Below are 16666 nucleotides of genomic sequence, written 5' to 3' on the forward strand. Positions count from 1 at the left end.
GTGCGGGGCGGCCCTTCCTCGGTGTCTCTGGGTTGGGCCGTGGCGGTTTTGGGGGCGGCGCCCGGCTTTGAACTGATGCGCTGGTGCTGCTTTTTTGGCGTTCCTGATCGCCAATCCAGCGATCAATCCAGCGCCTTCTGCCTGCGCATGGTGGTGAAAAGAACGGCCAGGCTGGCGGCGGCGCCGGCCACGCCCAGGGCGGCGAAGAGGGGGATGCCCCACAGGCGCGGGCCCATGGTCAGCAGGCCGGGGGCCAGGCCCAGGATGAAGGCGCCGGAGACCACGGCCAGTGCCAGGCGGGTGGCGGCGCGTTCCAGTGCCAGTGAAAGCCGGTCGATATGGCGTATGTCCAGATCGGCCTGCAGCCGGCCCGAGCGCAGTCTTTGCATCACCAGCCGCAGGGTGTGCGGCGCGTCGTCTGCCAGTTCCATCCACTGCGCCATGGCGGCGCGGCGCTGGCGCGCCAGGCTGCGCAGGGAGTAGCGCTGCAGCAGCTGGGCCTTGACCAGGGGCGTGGCCGTCTGCACCACGTCGAATTGCGGGTCCAGCTGCAGCAGCACCTGGTCGGCCGTGATGAGGGCCTTGAGCAGCAGCGCCATGTCGGCGGGCAGGGCCACGCCGGTTTCGCGGGCCAGGGCCATGAAGTCCTGCAGTGCGCGGGACATGACCAGGCGGCCATTGCTGGCGCCGGGGCCATGGCGGGTCACGAAGCGGTCCACGGCGGCCTCGATGCGCGCGGCCGAGGGCGGGGCGCGGCCGGGCATTTCGCTTTCGGCAGCCCATTCCAGCAGCACGCCCGAGAGGCTGCGGCCCTGCCCCTCGACCAGGGCGCGCATCAGGCCCAGCACCTGGCGGCGGCGCTGGGGCGACAGCCGACCGACCATGCCGAAGTCGATGAAGCCCACGCGGTTGCCGGGCAGGGCCAGCAGGTTGCCAGGGTGGGGGTCGGCGTGGAACAGGCCGTCGCGCAGCACCATCTGCAAAAACGCGCAGGCGCCACGGCGCGCCAGCAGCGGGCCGTCCAGCGCGGGGTCCGCACCCACGGCCGAGGCCGGCACGCCCGGCACGAAGTCCTGCACCAGCAGGCGCGGCCCGCTCAATGCCCAGTGGATGGCCGGCACGACGATCTCGGGCTGGGCCGCGAAGTGCCGCGCCACGGCGTCGCCGTTGTGGGCTTCGACGGTGAAATCCAGTTCCTCGCGCAGCGCCTGGCCCAGCTGGCGCGTGACCTCGCGCGGGCGGTAGCGTGCCAGCTGCGGCCATTGTTCCTGGGCCAGCAGCGCCAGGTGCTCTAGCAGGCGCAGGTCGGCCTCGATCTGGGGGCGCAGCCCAGGGCGCTGGACCTTGACCACGACTTCGATGTCGGCAGCGCTGGCCGCAGGGGTGCTGTCGCTGTCGCGGCCGTCTTTCTGGTCTTCCCGGTCATCCCGGTCATCCCGGTCTTCAGCCGCAGGCAGCCGCGCGCGGTACACCTGGGCCATGGAGGCCGAGGCCAGCGGCACGGGGTCGAAATGCGCAAACACCTGCTCCACTGGCAGGCCCAGCGACTGCTCGATCAACGGCTGGGCCGTCTCCCAGGGCAGCGGGGCGGCGTGGCTGTGCAGTTGCTGCAGGGCGGCCGTCCATTCGGGCGCGAGCAGGTCCGAGCGCGTGGCCATGATCTGGCCCAGCTTGACGAAGCTGGGACCCAGGTGTTCGAGGGCCATGCGCAGGCGCTCGGGGCGGCTGGCATCCAGCGGATGCTCGGGATGGGGCTGGCTGCCGCGTGGCGCGAAGCGGGCCAGGCCCAGCGTGTCGACCAGGTCGGCCAGCCCGAAGCGCAGCAGCACGCCGACGATTTCCTGCAGCCGGGCACGGTCGCGCACGGCGACCACGGCGGTTTGCAGCATGGGCATCTCCTGTCGGTGGTGGCAATGCGGTCCATTGTGCCGATGCGCCAGACGCCATTGCGCAGGAATCGCCCGCCTCCGGGGCGGGGCTCAGGCCAGCCGCTGCACCTGCACCGCGCAGTCGTAGAAGCTGGGCGCGCGGCCCAGGTCGGTCAGGCGCTGGTGGGTGAGCTCGTTGACGTTGGTGCCGTTGTCCCCGTGCTTGCGCCACCAGATGCCCAGGCCGTTGACCACGCCACGGCGCGCGCGGCCGTTGAGGGTGGCGTGGCATTCGTAGCTGCCCCGGTCGTTGAAGACGCGCACCCGGTCGCCCTCGGCCACGCCGCGCGGGGCGGCGTCGTCGGGGTGCAGCTCCACCAGCGGGCGGCCTTCCATGGTGCGCAGGCTCTTGACGTTGACGAAGCTGCTGTTGAGAAAGTTGCGTGCCGGCGGCGAGATCATGGCCAGCGGGTAGCGCGCATCCGTTTCGGCGGTTTCGTAGTTGGGCAGGTAGTCGGGCAGCGGGTCCATGCCGCGCCGCGCCAGCTCGGCGCTGGTGAATTCGCAGCGGCCCGAGGGCGTGGCGAAGCCGCCCTCGGCAAAGGGGGCCTCGGGCAGGGCCAGGGTGGCAAAGCCCTTGTCCATCAGCTCGTTGAAGTCCACGCCGCGCCCCTCGAAGGCTTCGCGGCACAGTTGCTCGTCTCCCGTCTGGAAATGGGCAGCGGCAAAGGCGTCGTCATGCCGCGCCATGTGCGCGGCCAGGTCGCGGAAGATCTGGCCGTTGCTGCGCGCCTGGCCCAGCGGCGCGATGGCGGGGCGGTTGAGCAGCACGTCGGTATGGCCGTAGCTGCCGTGGATGTCCCAGTGCTCGATCTGCGTGGTGGCCGGCAGCACGTAGTCGGCCAGGTCGGCCGTGTCGGTCATGAACTGCTCCAGCACCACGGTGAACAGGTTCTCGCGCGCAAAGCCGGCCACGACCTTGGCCGACTCGGGCGCCACGGCCACGGGATTGCTGTTGTAGACCACGATGGCGTCCACGCGCGGGCCGAAGCCATTGCCGCCTTCGTGCAGCAAGGCGTCGCCGATGGTGCTCATGTTGATGGTGCGCGGGCGGCGTTCGCCCAGCAGGTGCGGCATCTGCAGTCGGGCGCGCTGCGCGGGCAGGGCGCCCGAGGCGGACAGCAGCAGGCCGCCCGCACGGTGGCGCCAGGCGCCCACCAGGGCCGGCAGGCAGGCGATGGCGCGCACGGCATTGCCGCCGCCGCGCGCGCGCTGCACGCCATAGTTCAGGCGGATGGCGGCGGGCGTGGTGGTGCCGTAGTCGCGCGCCAGCTGGCGGATCTGCTCCACGGGCAAGCCGCAGACCTGGGCCGCGCGCTCGGGCGGCCACTGCAGGGCGCGGGCCTTGAGTTCCTCCCAGCCCAGCGTGTGGCGCGCAATGTAGTCATGGTCCAGCCAGCCGTGCGTGATCAGCTCGTGCATCAGGGCCAGCGCCAGGGCCGCGTCCGTGCCGGGCAGCAGCTGCAGGTGCTCGTGGCACTTGTCGGCGGTCTCGGTCTTGCGCGGGTCTATGCACACCAGGCGTGCGCCGTTGCGCTTGGCCTCCAGCGCATAGCGCCAGAAATGCAGGCTGCTGCCGATGCTGTTGCTGCCCCAGATGAGGATGAGCCGGCTTTCGGTGAAATGCTCCACGCGCATGCCCAGCTTGCCGCCATAGGTCAGGTTCAGGGCCTCGCCCCCGGCGCTGGAGCAGATGGTGCGGTCCAGCAGCGAGGCGCCGAGCTGGTGGAAGAAGCGCCGGTCCATGCTCTCGCCCTGCACCAGGCCCATGGTGCCTGCGTAGCTGTAGGGCAGGATGGCTTCGGGATCGCGCGCCGCCAGCGCGTGCAGCCGGGCGGCGATGTCGGCCAGCGCCTCGTCCCAGCCCACGGGCTCGAACTGCCCGGAACCCTTGGGCCCCACGCGGCGCAGCGGGGTGAGCACGCGCTCGGGGTGGTAGCTGCGCTCGGTGTATTTGCTGACCTTGGCGCAGAGCACGCCGCCCGTGTGCGGATGGGCGGGGTTGCCCTGGACTCTTTTGGCGATGCCGTCTTCGACCGTGGTCACCAGCGAGCAGGTATCGGGGCAGTCATGGGGGCAGGCGCCCAGCACCTGTGAGGTGGCCTGGAGTGGGGGCGTGGCGGAGGACATGGTGGCAGCGGTCTCGGACAGGGTGGGTACTTTGCGAAAAAACCGTGAAAGCCGGGAAAACGGGAAAAGGCCGTCACGGGCAAGGGGCGGTGCCGGTCTTGCATGCCGCAATCGCCGCTTGTCTTTATTATGCGGACCCTTGCAGCCGGCTGCACGCAGCAACGGCGCCGATTCCAGTGACAAAAACAGGCAAGTTCATGCTCCGACCCAAGACGGCGTTCAGCCGCAGACAGTTCATCGCAGCCAGCACGGCTGCTGCCGCCACCTGGACCGGCGCAGTGCGCGCCCAGGACGCGGGAGGCACCATCGTGCTGGGCCAGTCCTGCCCGATGACGGGCCCCGCGGCACAGATCGGCCAGCCCTTCCATGAAGGCGCCAAGCTGTACTTCGAACAGCTCAACGCGCAGGGGGGCATTGCCCGGCGCAACATCGAATTGCGCGTGATGGACGACGGCTACGAGCCCGAGCGCTGCGCGGCCAATACCCAGCGCTTCCTGTCCGACGACGTGTTCGCCCTGTTCGGCTACGTGGGCACCTCCACCAGCATGGCCGCGCTGCCGCTGCTGCAAAAGGCGCGCGTGCCCCTGTTCGCGCCGCTGACGGGCGCCGACGCGCTGCGCCAGCCCCAGCTGGCCCACCTGGTCTTCAATGTGCGCGCCTCCTATGCCGACGAGACGGCGCTGATGGTGCGCCACCTCACGGGCCTGGGCCTGAAGAAGGTGGCCGTGCTGCACCAGAACGATGCCTATGGCGAATCGGGCCTGGCCGGTGTCAAGGCGGCGCTGGCCGCCAAGGGGCTGGAGCCCGTGGGCGCGGCCACGGTGGAGCGCAACTCGAACAATGTGGCCGCCGCCGTCAAGACGCTGGTGCCGCTGGGCGCCGATGTCATCGTGCAGATCGTCACCTACTCGGCCAGCGCGGCCTTTGTGCGCGCGGCGCGCCAGGCAGGCTTTGGCGGGCAGTTCTACAACGTGTCCTTCGTGGGTGCCCAGGCGCTGTCGGAGACGCTGGGCAAGGATGCCGAAGGCGTGGTCATCACCCAGGTCGTGCCCTCGCCCTTCCAGACCTCGCGCCAGATCACGCGCGATTTCCTGGCGGCCATCCAGAAGGGCGGCGGCAAGCTGACGCCCAACTATTCCAGCATGGAAGGCTATCTGGCGGCGCGCGTGTTCGCCGATGCGCTGCGCCAGGCCTCGGCCTCGGGCAAGCCCACGCGCGACGGCCTGGTGGCCGCGCTCGACGCCATGCACGGCCAGCAGGTGGCCGGCTTCCCGCTGGTCTTCAAGCCGCAGTCCGGCAAGCCGCGCTTCGTGGAGTTGTCCATGCTGACCGGCGACGGCAAGGTCCGGGTGTAGGCTTGCTGCATTGGAGCGTGTTATGCACTTTTAAGTGCCCGCGAAAGCCGGGAAAGGGGCCCGGAACGAGGCGTAGCACGCGCCGCGGTTGCCACACCGCAAGCGGGCTGCAACGAAGGGCCGGGCCCCTTTCCCGGCTTTCCCGGAGGGTTGGCTTTGCGCGCAGGCGCTCGCGGCGTTGCAGCGCTTGCCAAGGCTTCAGCCTTGGCGGCACACTGCGCCTTGCGATCACCAGCGCGCAAAGCCAACGCGGGTACTTAAAAGTGCATAACACGCTCTAAAAGGAGAACCCCATGGCCTTGCTGCAGGAACTGCTGGACCGCGCACCCGAAATCACCGCGCTGCGCCGCGACATACATGCCCATCCCGAACTGTGTTTCGAGGAGATCCGCACTGCCGACCTCGTGGCCCGGCAATTGGAGGGATGGGGCATTGCCGTGCACCGCGGCCTGGGCCGCACGGGCGTGGTGGGCACCATCCACGGCCGTGACGGCGGCGCCAGCGGCCGCGCCGTCGGGCTGCGCGCCGACATGGACGCCCTGCCCATGCAGGAGTTCAACACCTTCGAACACGCCAGCCGCCACGCCGGAAAAATGCATGCCTGCGGACATGACGGCCATGTCGCCATGCTGCTGGCCGCCGCGCAGTACCTGGCCGCGCACCGCGACAGCTTCGAGGGCACGGTGCACCTGATCTTCCAGCCGGCCGAAGAGGGCGGTGGCGGCGCGCGCGAGATGGTCGAGGACGGCCTGTTCACCCAGTTCCCCATGCAGGCCGTGTTCGGCATGCACAACTGGCCCGGCATGAAGGCCGGCACCATGGCCGTGGGCCCGGGCCCGGCCATGGCGTCCAGCAACGAGTTCCGCATCGTCGTGCGCGGCAAGGGCGGCCACGCGGCCATGCCGCACATGGTGATCGACCCGCTGCCCGTGGCGGCACAGCTGATCCTGGGCCTGCAGACCATCGTCAGCCGCAACGTCAAGCCCATCGAGGCGGGCGTGGTCTCGGTGACCATGGTCCACGCGGGCGAGGCCACGAACGTGGTGCCCGACAGCGTGGAGCTGCAGGGCACGGTGCGCACCTTCACGCTGGAGGTGCTGGACCTGATCGAGCGGCGCATGAAGGCCCTGGCCGAGAGCATCTGCGCGGCGCATGACACGCGCTGCGAGTTCGAGTTCGTGCGCAACTACCCGCCCACCATCAACTCCGCGCCCGAGGCCGAGTTCGCACGCCGCGTCATGGCCGAGGTCGTGGGCGAGGCCAACGTGCTGCCCCAGGAGCCCTCGATGGGCGCCGAGGACTTCGCCTTCATGCTGCTGGAAAAGCCCGGCGCCTACTGCTTCATCGCCAATGGCGACGGCGACCACCGCGCCATCGGCCACGGCGGCGGTCCCTGCACGCTGCACAACCCCAGCTACGACTTCAACGACCAGCTGATCCCGCAGGGCGCCACGTTCTGGGTGAAGCTGGCCCAGCGCTGGCTGAGCGAGCCCACGCGCTGAGGCCCTTGCAGGGTCCGGCCGACACCGGCATGTCACACACCGCACCTAGCATGCGGTCCCTGTGACCTCCATCGAATCCTCCTCGGCCGCCGCGCAGGGCGTGGCCGTCCAAGCCCGGCAGCTCAAGCGCATCTACGGCGAGCGCGCCGTGCTCCAGGACATCAGCCTGCAGATCGCCCCCGGCGAGGTGCTGGCCCTGCTGGGTCCTTCGGGCTGCGGCAAGACCACCCTGCTCAAGATCCTGGCCGGGCTGGAGCAGCCCAGCCGCGGCGAAGTCTGGATGGACGGGCAGTGCGCGGCCAGCGCCTCGCAGTCCCTGCCGCCCGAGCGGCGCGACCTGGGCCTGGTGCTCCAGGACCATGCGCTCTGGCCCCATATGAGCCTGCAGGCCAACGTGGCCTTCGCGCTGGAAATGCGCGGCCTGCCTCGCGCGCAGATCCACGAGCGGGTGCAGCAGACCCTGGGCCTGGCCGGGCTGCAGGGCATGGGCGAGCGTCTTCCCGGCAGCCTGTCGGGTGGCCAGCAGCAGCGCGCGGCGCTGGCCCGCGCCGTGGTGGAGCGCCCGCGCCTGGTGCTGCTTGACGAACCCCTGTCCGGCCTCGACGGCAACCTGCGCGAGCGCCTGTGCGAGGAAATTCCCCGGCTGCTGCGCAGCCTGGGGTGTACGGCCGTCTATGCGACGCAAGACCGCCAGCAAGCCTTCGCCGTCGCCGACCGCGTGGCCGTGATCGAGCACGGCCGCCTCCTGCAACCGGACAGCGTTCGCGCCCAGCCGCCGGCCCCCGCGCCTTGCGAGGCTGACCGATGGCCCACGGCCGGGCTCCTTTGCAGCGCAGCGTAGGAGCGGCGTGGCCGGTCTCGGTGCGGTTGACGGAGAAAAAAGCACGGTCGTTCTAAATTCCTGCTTTTTTGGCTACACTGTGCCGCTACACGAACCGCCCACCAGGAGACCCGCCATGTCCGATCTGAATGCCGCCTTCGAAGCCGCCGTCAAGAACTCCACCTCGATCAGCGAGCGCCCCGACAACGCCACGCTGCTCAAGCTCTACGCGCTGTACAAGCAGGCTACCGAAGGCGACAACGAGGCCAAGAAGCCCAGCTTCACCGACATGGTCGGCCGCGCCAAGTGGGACGCCTGGGAAAAGCTCAAGGACACCTCGGCCGACGACGCCAAGCAGCAGTACATCGACCTGATCGAATCGCTGCGCTGATCAACACCACCACCGATCGCAGACACAGACAAGGCCCCGGACTCCGGGGCCTTGTCGTTTCCGGCCAGGCCACACCACACTATGTCAAAGAGTGGAGCGCTGGAAACTGGCGCGGCCCAACTCAGGGACGCCGAGCAAGAGCCGCCTCGCGGCGAAGGCGTCGTCCCCCTCCGCGAAGCGAGAAGGGGGAAGCGGCGCAGCCGCTCAGGGGGATCAATATTTGTTCGAGAAGTTGGCGCTGATGCGCTGGCGCAGGTACTCCGCGCCCGTGATGGGTGGGTACTTCTTTTGCGGCCCTTCGATCACCGCGTCCTCGTTGGCCTGGCAGAAGAAGGCCAGGCTGTAGCGCGCGCCCTGGTATTCATGGGGCAGGGGATTGCGCACGCGGTGGAAGTTGCTGGGCAGCTGGTCGTCGCTCCAGCGCGTGAGCATGTCGCCGATGTTGCAGGTGATCACGCCTTCCACGGGGTCCACGGGCGTCCATTGCTGGCCTTCCATCTCCTTGCCCGGCAGCACCTGCAGGCCGCCCTGGCCCGCGCGCTGGAACAGCAGGGTCAGGCAGTCGAAGTCGGTGTGGGCGCCTGCGCGCCACAGGCCCAGCTCGTCCTTGAGCGCGGGATCGACCGCGAAGTAGTGCAGCATGCGCAGCGTGCTCTGGTAGGCGGGCACCGAAGGGTCGTGGGCGCGCGTGAAGAAGTCCGCATCAAAGCCCAGCTTGTACGCAAAGCACGACAGCAGCTGCATGCCCACCTGCCAGCACTGGCGCTCGAAGTCCAGCGTGGCCTGCTGAAAGCCCGGCAGCTCCTGCTGCGTGGGCCACAGGCCGGCCATGCGCGGTCGCGTCATCTGGTAGGACTCCTTCTGGTCGGGCGTGCGCGTGGAAGGCCGGATCTGCGCCTTGTGCTCCCAGCCCGCATTGCGCGATAGCGGCCACTGCGCCTTCACCTCGCGCGGCAGGGCGAACAACTGCTCGGCACGCCCGAAGGCCGCATCGATATCGGGCTGGGGAATGCCGTGGCCCGACACCTGGAAGAAGCCGATCTCCACCGAGGCCTGCCAGATCGCATCGGCGATCTCGGCCTTGCGGCGGTCAAAGTCGGAGATATCGATCACCCGCACCTCTCGTGCGCGCGTCTCCTGCCCCTGGCCGCCCATGCGGGCCTCCTTGGCGAGTTCGCCCAGCGCGTAATCTGAGGCCGGTGCCGAAGTCAGGGTGGGGTTGGCAAGCATGTTCATGGTCTGTTTCCTTTGCCGCAAAGGCAGTGGCAAGGCACGCAGCGGCCGGCGCAAAAAGACACCGATCCCGCCCGTCGCTCTTGAAGTGGCTGAAAGGGCACAGGTCGCAGCCACGCCGCTCCCGCACCCGCTTCAAGAGCAATGACCCGCGCCGGCACAGGCCGGCAAGCTGAACGCTTCTACTCTTGCCAACCACCCAAGCAAACAGCGCGCCAGCCCGCGCAGGCCGGTTCTTCGCTGCGCGCGTTCCATCGTGGTGCAGCTGTCAGTCGAAATCGTGTTGTTGCCCCACATCTAGCTGGCGGTGCACCAAGGTGATGCATGCCCGCAGCGCTTGAAACTGGCGCGGCCCCACTCAGAGACACCAAGGAAGGGCCGCCCCGCACCGAGGGTGTCGTCCCCCTCCCGCGCAGCGAGAGAGGGGGAAGGCGCGAAGCGACTCAGGGGGTGGTACGCACTTTGCATACAAGCATCGTTGAGTAGAAGCGTTCAGCACGCGCCCAGTGCGCGTTGCCCGGAAATTGCTCATGTCACGCCAGCCGCCCGGCCCCATGCCAGCGGCCGGTCCCCATGTTGATAGCGACTGAGAGTTCCACCATGCAACGCCGCCATTTCCTTGCCGCCGCCGCCCTTCCCGCTGCCAGTGCCGTGATGCCCGGTGCCTTCGCCCAGGGCAAGGCGCTGACACCGCTGAAGTTCACGCTGGACTTTCGCGTGACCTCGCAGACCGCGCCCTTTTTCGTGGCGCTGCAAAAGGGCTACTACCGCGACGAGGGGCTGGACGTGAGCATCGACGTGGGTTCGGGCTCGGTGGCATCCATCACGCGGGTGGCCAGTGGCGCCTACCAGCTGGGCCTGGGCGACATCAGCTCGCTGATCGAGTTCCAGGCGCAGAACGCAGGTGCCGCGCGCGTGCAGGCCGTCTACCAGTACTACAACCGCGCGCCGTTCGCCATCATCGGCCGCAAGGACCGGGGCATCACGGGCGAGTTCGCCAGCCTCAAGGGCAAGAAGGTGGCCGCCGCCGCCGTGGAGTCCACGCGCCGCGTCTGGCCCCTGGTCGCGCAGCGCCAGAACCTGCCGGCCGACCTGTTCGCCTGGACCACGACGGAGTTCTCGGCGCGCGACAACGTAGTGGTGCGCGGCGATGTGGATGCGGCCACCTATTTCCATGACTCGGCCGTGTCGCTGTTCGCACGCATCAAGCCCGAGGAGCTGTCGGTGCTGCGCTATACCGATGCGGGCGTGCAGCTGTATGGCAACGCCATCCTGGCTTCCAGCGCGCTGGTGGCCGAGCAGCCGGCGCTGGTGGCGGGATTCCTGCGCGCCAGCAACCGCGCCCTCATCGAATGCCTGGCCCAGCCCGCGCTGGCCGTGGCCGCCGTGCGCCAGCGCGAGCCCATCCTGGATGAAAAGCTGGAACTGGCGCGCTGGGCCATCACCTCGCAGTACCTGGCCGCGCCCGATACGCAGCGCCACGGCCTGGGCGATATCGACCCGCAGCTGCTGGCCCGCCAGGCTGAGCAGGTCAGCCAGGCCTTTGCCCTGAAGGCGCCCGTGTCGGCCGACGCGCTGTTCAACCGCAGCCTGCTGCCGCCGCTGGCCGCGCGCATGGCCAAGGCCTGAGGGATCGCACATGGACCACGCCACCGTTTCACTGCCCCTTGAGGCCTCGCTCGACGAGCGCGACGGCCTGTACCTGCGCCGCGCCATCGCCATGGCCGACCGCGCGCGCAAGCGCGGCAACCGCCCTTTCGGCGCGCTCATCGTGGCCGCCGATGGCCGCGTGCTCGCCGAGGCCTCCAACGCCAATGGCGAGAGCGGCGACTGCACGGCCCATGCCGAGCTGTCGGCCATCCGCCTGGCCAGCCCCTTGCATGACCGCGAGGCGCTGTCCGCAGCCACCTTGTATTCATCGGCCGAGCCCTGCGTGATGTGCGCGGGCGCCATCTTCTGGTCGGCCATAGGCCGCGTGGTCTACGGCATAGACGCGGTGCGCCTGCGCGAATTCCGCGGCGAGCGCCTGGACCAGAAGGATGCCGAGCTGTCCTGCCGCGATGTGTTCGCCGCCTCGTCACACGCCATCGAATGCATAGGCCCGGCGCTGATCGGCGAGGCCGCCGCTTCGCACCAGGGCGCCTGGAAAAGCTGATCCGGCCCCGTTCCGTCCCCACCGTTTCTTTTGACCATCAGAGAGGAAGCCCACCATGCAAAAACGACTGTTCCTGCACACCGTCCTGGCCCTGTCCGCCAGCGCGGGCCTGGCAACGGCCCAGACACAGGCCCACGCGGCCACGCCGCTGAAGTTCCAGCTGGACTGGCGCTTCGAGGGGCCGGCCGCCTTCTTCCTGCAGCCGGTGGCCAAGGGCTACTTCAAGGACGTGGGCCTGGATGTCACGGTCGATGCCGGCAGCGGCTCGGGCGGCGTGGTGCAGCGCGTGGCCTCGGGCGCCTATGACCTGGGCTTTGCCGACATCGCGGCGCTGATGGAGTTCCAGGCCAACAACCCGGACATGCCCAACAAGCCCGTGGCCGTGATGATGGTCTACAACAACACGCCGGCCTCGGTGATGGCGCTCAAGAAAAGCGGCATCGCCAAGACGGCCGACCTCACCGGCAAGAAGCTGGGCGCGCCCGTGTTCGATGCGGGCCGCCGCGCCTTCCCGCTGTTCGCCAAGGCCAACCAGGTCGGCACCGTGCAGTGGACGGCCATGGACCCGCCGCTGCGCGAGACCATGCTGGTGCGCGGCGATGTGGATGCCATCACCGGCTTCACCTTCACCTCGCTGCTGAACCTGGAGGCGCGCGGCATCAAGGCCGCCGATGTGGTGGTCATGCCCTATGCGGACTTCGGCGTGAAGCTGTACGGCAACGCCATCATCGCCAGCCCGAAGCTGATCAAGGAGAACCCGGCCGCCATCAAGGCCTTCCTGCAGGCCTTCGCCAAGGGGGCCAAGGAAGTCATCGCCAACCCGGGCGCGGCCATTGCCTACGTGAAGGAGCGCGACGGCATCGTCAACACCCAGCTGGAGACACGCCGCCTGCAACTGGCCATCGACACCGTGGTCAACAGCGCCGACGCGCGTGCCGAGGGCTTTGGCCAGGTCGTGCCCACGCGGCTGTCGCTGATGGCGTCGCAGGTCTCCGATGTCTATGCCACCAAGACGCGCGTGAACCCGGCCGAGGTCTGGAACGGCAGCTTCCTGCCGTCTGCGGCCGAGCTGAACATCCTGCCCAAGAAGTGACGACAAAGTGATTGACACCGTGCGCGTGCGCCAGCGGGCGACGCGCCGGCCCTTGCCTGCTGCCTGCCATGAATTCCTCCACATCCCACGGCGATGACGACGCCTTCTTCGTCGAGTTCCGCGACGTCTGGCTTGCCTACAACGAGGAGCTGCTGCGCGCCAACCACTTCGCGGTCGAGGCCATCGACCTGCAGGTGCGGCGCGGCGAGTTCATCGCCATCGTCGGCCCCTCGGGCTGCGGCAAGTCCACCTTCATGAAGCTGACCACGGGGCTGAAGATGCCCTCCATGGGCCGTGTCATGGTCAACGGCGAGCGTGTGACCGGGCCGCTGAAGATCTCGGGCATGGCCTTCCAGGCACCGTCGCTGCTGCCCTGGCGCACCACGGTGGACAACGTGCTGCTGCCGCTGGAGATCGTGGAGCCGCACCGCTCGCAGTTCCGCCAAAAGCGCAAGGAGTACGAGGCGCGTGCGCGCGCCCTGCTGCAGAAGGTGGGCCTGGGCGGCTACGAGGACAAGTACCCCTGGCAGCTGTCTGGCGGTATGCAGCAGCGCGCCAGCATCTGCCGCGCGCTGATCCACGAGCCCCAGATGCTGCTGCTGGACGAACCCTTCGGCGCGCTGGACGCCTTCACGCGCGAGGAGCTGTGGTGCGTGCTGCGCGACCTGCAGGCCGAGCAGCGCTTCAACGTCATCCTGGTCACGCACGACCTGCGCGAGAGCGTCTTCCTGGCCGACACCGTGTACGTGATGAGCAAGAGCCCGGGCCGCTTCGTGGTGCGCCGCGACATCGAGCTGCCGCGCCCGCGCGAGCTGGAGCTGACCTACACGCGCGAATTCACCGACATCGTGCACGAGCTGCGCGGCCACATCGGCGCCATGCGCAAGACCGGCGCGGCCATCCAACAATAGAACGGGGGAGATTCACATGCACAAGAAATACGCGGAACGCTGGGCGCCCTGGGTGCTGCTGCTGGCGGTCATCCTGCTGTGGCAGGTCATCTGCTCGGCCTTCGAGGTCTCGGAATTCATCTTCCCCAGCCCCTGGGCCATCGGCCGGCAGCTGGCCGAGTTCAGCGGCATCATCGCCGCCCACGCCTGGCGCACCTACTGGGTGACGATGGCGGGCTTTGGCATCGCCATCGTGGTGGGCGTGCTGCTGGGCTTTCTGATCGGCTCCTCGCGCCTGGCCTATGCGGCGTTCTATCCGCTGATGACGGCCTTCAACGCACTGCCCAAGGCGGCCTTCGTGCCCATCCTGGTGGTCTGGTTCGGCATCGGCGCAGGACCGGCCATCCTCACGGCCTTCCTGATCAGCTTCTTTCCCATCATGGTCAACATCGCCACCGGCCTGGCCACGCTGGAGCCCGAGCTGGAGGATGTGCTGCGCGTGCTGGGCGCCCGGCGCTGGGACGTGCTGATCAAGGTCGGCCTGCCGCGCTCCATGCCCTACTTCTACGGCTCGCTGAAGGTGGCGATCACCCTGGCCTTCGTGGGCACCACGGTCAGCGAGATGACCGCGGCCAACGAAGGCATCGGCTACCTGCTGGTGTCGGCCGGCTCGTCCATGCAGATGGGCCTGGCCTTTGCCGGCCTGATCGTGGTGGGCGCCATGGCCATGGTGATGTACGAGCTGTTCAGCGCCATCGAAAAGCGCACCACCGGCTGGGCCCGGCGCGGCTCGCAGGGTGAGTGAGAATCCGGCCATGATGCCCGCACCCACGACGACACCGCCCATGACGCCCATGACGCCCCTGACCGCCGAACAGGCGGCCCGCCAGCTGCGCCGCGCAGGCGCCGTGGCCGGGCGGGCCATGGCCATGGGCCGCCATCCCTTTGGCGCACTGCTGCTGGCGCCCGACGGCGAGACCGTGCTGGCCGAGCAGGGCAACATCGACACGGTGAACCATGCGGAGTCCACCCTGGCGCGCACGGCGGCCGCCAACTATCCGGGCGCCTATCTGGCGCAGTGCACCCTGGTCACCACCTTCGAGCCCTGCGCCATGTGCGCCGGAACCATCTACTGGGCCGGCATAGGCCGCGTGCTCTACGGCGCCGAGGAAACGGCGCTGCTGGCGCTGACGGGCGACCATCCCGAAAACCCCACGCTGTCCCTGCCCTGTCGCGAGGTCTTCGCGCGCGGGCAGCGCAGCGTGCAGGTCGTGGGGCCCGTGCCTGCGCTGCAGGAGGAGATGCTGGCGCCGCACCGGGGCTTCTGGCAACAGGGCTGAGCCGCCTGCGCGGGCGGCTCAACTGCGGCAGCCGGCCAGCGCGTCCAGGGGCTTCTGGTAGGTGGGGCTGGTCACGTCCAGCAGGCCCAGGGTGGTGTGGTAGAGGTTGTCGTGCGACAGCGGCGCGTCCAGCTGGCCGCGCACGCAGCGCTCGGACACGCCGGTGCGCTCGCCCAGGTTGCCCAGCCAGGCAATCATGGGAATGTGCTTTTGCTCGTCGGGCGCCATGGCGTAGGGCATGCCGTGCAGGTAGATGCCCATCTCGCCCAGCGACTCGCCATGGTCCGACATGTAGACCATGCCGGTCTGGTAGCGCGACTGCTGGCTTGCCAGCCAATCGATGGTCTGCGACAGGAAGTGGTCGTTGTAGCGGATGGAGTTGTCGTAGACATTGACCACCTGCTCGCGCGTGCAGCTGGACAGTGCATTGGTCAGGCATTCGGGCTGGAAGACCTTGGTCTCTGGCGTGGAGCGCTTGTAGTAGGCCGGGCCGTGGCTGCCCATCTCGTGCATGACCAACACCACGCCGCGCTCGCGGCGCTCGCGCGGCAGGGCGGCGATGCGTTCGTCGATGCCGCTGAGCAGGATGCCGTCCAGGCATTCGCCGTCGCTGGAGCACAGGGCCTTGCCGTCGGGCGTGTTCAGGCGGTCGGCCGTGCTGGCGTTGGGAATGCGTTCGCACACGCCCTTGCAGCCAGCCTGGTTGTCCACCCACAGCACGGCCAGGCCGGCGTTGTACAGCACGTCCACCAGGTTGTCGTAGTCCACCTTGCTCTTGTAGAAGCCCGTGCGGCCCAGGTGGGAGAACATGCAGGGCACGGATTCGCGCGTGCTGGTGCCGCAGGAGGTCACGTTGCTCCAGTTGAGCACCTTGCGCCTGGCCAGCTCGGGCGTGGTGTCGCGGGCATAGCCGTTCAGGCCCCAGTTGGCGGCGCGCGCCGTCTCGCCCACCACGATGACGAACAGCGGCGGCTTGCGCTCGGCCGCATAGGTGGCGCCCAGCGTGGCGCCGGCCGCAATGCTGGCAAACGGGCGCTTGGGCCGCAGGATGGGCTTGAGCACCGCGTCCAGCGAGGCCAGCACGGGGCTCACGGGGTTGAGCATGTGGCGCATCCACAGGTTGTTGCGGATCACGGGGGCCAGCTCGCGGTACGAGACAAAGACCGACGCCGCCAGCAGCACCACCGAGGCGGCCAGCAGCCCCAGCGTGCGCAGCACCGTCTGCGTGCTGCGGCGCGGGCGGATGACGCGCAGCCGCAGCAGCCATGCCGTGGGCAGTCCGGCCACCAGCAGCAGCTGCAGCAGCAGCTGGGGGTTGAACAGGTCGCTGCTTTCGCGCAGGTCGGTCTGCAGGATGTTGTTGATCATGCCGCCGTCCATCACCGTGCCGTAGGCGGTCATGAAGTACTGGGCCGCGCCGGCAATCCAGGGCAGGGCAATCCACAGCGGCTTCATGCCGCGCGGCCAGGCCGTCAGCGACAGCAGCAGCAGCAGGCCGCCCAGGCCCAGGGGCAGCAGCCGCAGCACCAGGGCGGCCAGGCTGCCGTCATAGCCTTCCAGGTGGGGCAGGCGCCGCCACAGCGCCCAGTTGGCGGTGGCCAGCAGCCACAGCGCCAGCACCAGGGCCACGGCCTGGGGCGAGCGCGGGGCGCTCCAGGCTGTGCGCAGCCGTGCCGGGAGGCTGGCGGGGGCCGCCTGGGCAGGCTGGGCAGAAGATGGGGCCGGGGCTTGGCCGGTGCCGGAGGAGCCGGCAAAGGGGGGGCGGGCGAGCAGGCGTTCTGACATGGCCGCGAGCGTAGAATTCGCAGCTTAAGAACATCTGAACCCCG

At 68.9% G+C, this 16666-nt stretch carries 14 protein-coding genes; 10 read left to right on the forward strand and 4 right to left on the reverse strand.

The window, feature by feature from the left end:
- Positions 1-122 precede the first annotated feature (122 nt).
- The gene (locus DA1_RS03385) at positions 123-1889 is read right to left on the reverse strand and encodes an ABC1 kinase family protein (RefSeq protein ID WP_034398115.1); all 1767 of its coding nucleotides are present in this window, start codon (positions 1887-1889) and stop codon (positions 123-125) included.
- 90 nt (positions 1890-1979) lie between these two features.
- The gene (locus tag DA1_RS03390; protein ID WP_034390064.1) at positions 1980-4058 is read right to left on the reverse strand and encodes a molybdopterin-containing oxidoreductase family protein; all 2079 of its coding nucleotides are present in this window, start codon (positions 4056-4058) and stop codon (positions 1980-1982) included.
- Between the two features lie 197 nt (positions 4059-4255).
- Here DA1_RS03390 and DA1_RS03395 point away from each other — a divergent pair, with 197 nt between their 5' ends.
- The 4 genes from DA1_RS03395 (at position 4256) to DA1_RS03410 (ending at position 8126) form a co-directional block, all read left to right on the forward strand.
- Positions 4256-5413, forward strand: a complete 1158-nt coding sequence (locus DA1_RS03395) for an ABC transporter substrate-binding protein (protein ID WP_034390066.1) — start codon at positions 4256-4258, stop codon at positions 5411-5413.
- A gap of 293 nt (positions 5414-5706) precedes the next feature.
- Positions 5707-6915 (forward strand): M20 aminoacylase family protein, encoded by a 1209-nt coding sequence (locus DA1_RS03400; protein WP_034390067.1) that lies wholly within the window; start codon positions 5707-5709, stop codon positions 6913-6915.
- A 61-nt stretch (positions 6916-6976) separates the two neighbouring features.
- Positions 6977-7756 carry an ABC transporter ATP-binding protein gene (locus tag DA1_RS03405; RefSeq protein WP_034390068.1) on the forward strand — a complete coding sequence of 260 codons (780 nt, stop codon included), beginning with the start codon at positions 6977-6979 and terminating at the stop codon, positions 7754-7756.
- 115 nt (positions 7757-7871) lie between these two features.
- Entirely contained in the window at positions 7872-8126 is a 255-nt protein-coding gene (locus DA1_RS03410) for an acyl-CoA-binding protein (RefSeq protein WP_012203065.1), read from the forward strand.
- Positions 8127-8339: 213 nt separating this feature from the next.
- Here DA1_RS03410 and DA1_RS03415 read toward each other — a convergent pair whose 3' ends face one another.
- Complete coding sequence (locus DA1_RS03415) at positions 8340-9362, reverse strand: isopenicillin N synthase family dioxygenase (protein WP_034390070.1); 1023 nt, start codon at positions 9360-9362, stop codon at positions 8340-8342.
- Positions 9363-9959: 597 nt separating this feature from the next.
- On the opposite strand from DA1_RS03415, the gene DA1_RS03420 reads away from it, so the two are divergent.
- The 6 genes from DA1_RS03420 to DA1_RS03445 all read left to right on the forward strand — a co-directional run bounded on the left by DA1_RS03420 (position 9960) and on the right by DA1_RS03445 (position 14837).
- The gene (locus DA1_RS03420) at positions 9960-10988 is read left to right on the forward strand and encodes an ABC transporter substrate-binding protein (RefSeq protein ID WP_034390072.1); all 1029 of its coding nucleotides are present in this window, start codon (positions 9960-9962) and stop codon (positions 10986-10988) included.
- A 10-nt stretch (positions 10989-10998) separates the two neighbouring features.
- On the forward strand, positions 10999-11514 hold the full coding sequence (locus DA1_RS03425) for a nucleoside deaminase (protein ID WP_034390074.1): 516 nt from the start codon (positions 10999-11001) through the stop codon (positions 11512-11514).
- A 55-nt stretch (positions 11515-11569) separates the two neighbouring features.
- Positions 11570-12607, forward strand: coding sequence for an ABC transporter substrate-binding protein (locus tag DA1_RS03430; protein WP_034390076.1), 1038 nt, complete (start codon positions 11570-11572; stop codon positions 12605-12607).
- A 68-nt stretch (positions 12608-12675) separates the two neighbouring features.
- Entirely contained in the window at positions 12676-13518 is an 843-nt protein-coding gene (locus DA1_RS03435; protein WP_017406667.1) for an ABC transporter ATP-binding protein, read from the forward strand.
- A gap of 16 nt (positions 13519-13534) precedes the next feature.
- Entirely contained in the window at positions 13535-14302 is a 768-nt protein-coding gene (locus DA1_RS03440; protein WP_012203071.1) for an ABC transporter permease, read from the forward strand.
- 10 nt (positions 14303-14312) lie between these two features.
- Positions 14313-14837, forward strand: coding sequence for a nucleoside deaminase (locus tag DA1_RS03445; RefSeq protein WP_080736790.1), 525 nt, complete (start codon positions 14313-14315; stop codon positions 14835-14837).
- A gap of 18 nt (positions 14838-14855) precedes the next feature.
- Here the strand turns inward: DA1_RS03445 and DA1_RS03450 are convergent, their stop codons facing one another.
- The gene (locus tag DA1_RS03450; RefSeq protein ID WP_034390077.1) at positions 14856-16622 is read right to left on the reverse strand and encodes a phosphoethanolamine transferase; all 1767 of its coding nucleotides are present in this window, start codon (positions 16620-16622) and stop codon (positions 14856-14858) included.
- Between the last annotated feature and the right edge of the window lie 44 nt (positions 16623-16666).

The sequence above is a fragment of the Delftia acidovorans NBRC 14950 genome, assembly GCF_001598795.1.
In the GTDB taxonomy this organism is placed as follows: domain Bacteria; phylum Pseudomonadota; class Gammaproteobacteria; order Burkholderiales; family Burkholderiaceae_C; genus Comamonas; species Comamonas acidovorans.

What these genes read in the sequence shown, in the direction of transcription:
- DA1_RS03445 (WP_080736790.1), top strand. Translation starts at nt 14,313, where the DNA reads ATGATGCCCGCACCCACGACGACACCGCCCATGACGCCCATGACGCCC.
- DA1_RS03425 (WP_034390074.1), top strand. Translation starts at nt 10,999, where the DNA reads ATGGACCACGCCACCGTTTCACTGCCCCTTGAGGCCTCGCTCGACGAG.
- DA1_RS03440 (WP_012203071.1), top strand. Translation starts at nt 13,535, where the DNA reads ATGCACAAGAAATACGCGGAACGCTGGGCGCCCTGGGTGCTGCTGCTG.
- DA1_RS03435 (WP_017406667.1), top strand. Translation starts at nt 12,676, where the DNA reads ATGAATTCCTCCACATCCCACGGCGATGACGACGCCTTCTTCGTCGAG.
- DA1_RS03410 (WP_012203065.1), top strand. Translation starts at nt 7,872, where the DNA reads ATGTCCGATCTGAATGCCGCCTTCGAAGCCGCCGTCAAGAACTCCACC.
- DA1_RS03390 (WP_034390064.1), bottom strand. Translation starts at nt 4,058, where the DNA reads ATGTCCTCCGCCACGCCCCCACTCCAGGCCACCTCACAGGTGCTGGGC.
- DA1_RS03420 (WP_034390072.1), top strand. Translation starts at nt 9,960, where the DNA reads ATGCAACGCCGCCATTTCCTTGCCGCCGCCGCCCTTCCCGCTGCCAGT.
- DA1_RS03450 (WP_034390077.1), bottom strand. Translation starts at nt 16,622, where the DNA reads ATGTCAGAACGCCTGCTCGCCCGCCCCCCCTTTGCCGGCTCCTCCGGC.
- DA1_RS03385 (WP_034398115.1), bottom strand. Translation starts at nt 1,889, where the DNA reads ATGCTGCAAACCGCCGTGGTCGCCGTGCGCGACCGTGCCCGGCTGCAG.
- DA1_RS03415 (WP_034390070.1), bottom strand. Translation starts at nt 9,362, where the DNA reads ATGAACATGCTTGCCAACCCCACCCTGACTTCGGCACCGGCCTCAGAT.
- DA1_RS03430 (WP_034390076.1), top strand. Translation starts at nt 11,570, where the DNA reads ATGCAAAAACGACTGTTCCTGCACACCGTCCTGGCCCTGTCCGCCAGC.
- DA1_RS03400 (WP_034390067.1), top strand. Translation starts at nt 5,707, where the DNA reads ATGGCCTTGCTGCAGGAACTGCTGGACCGCGCACCCGAAATCACCGCG.
- DA1_RS03395 (WP_034390066.1), top strand. Translation starts at nt 4,256, where the DNA reads ATGCTCCGACCCAAGACGGCGTTCAGCCGCAGACAGTTCATCGCAGCC.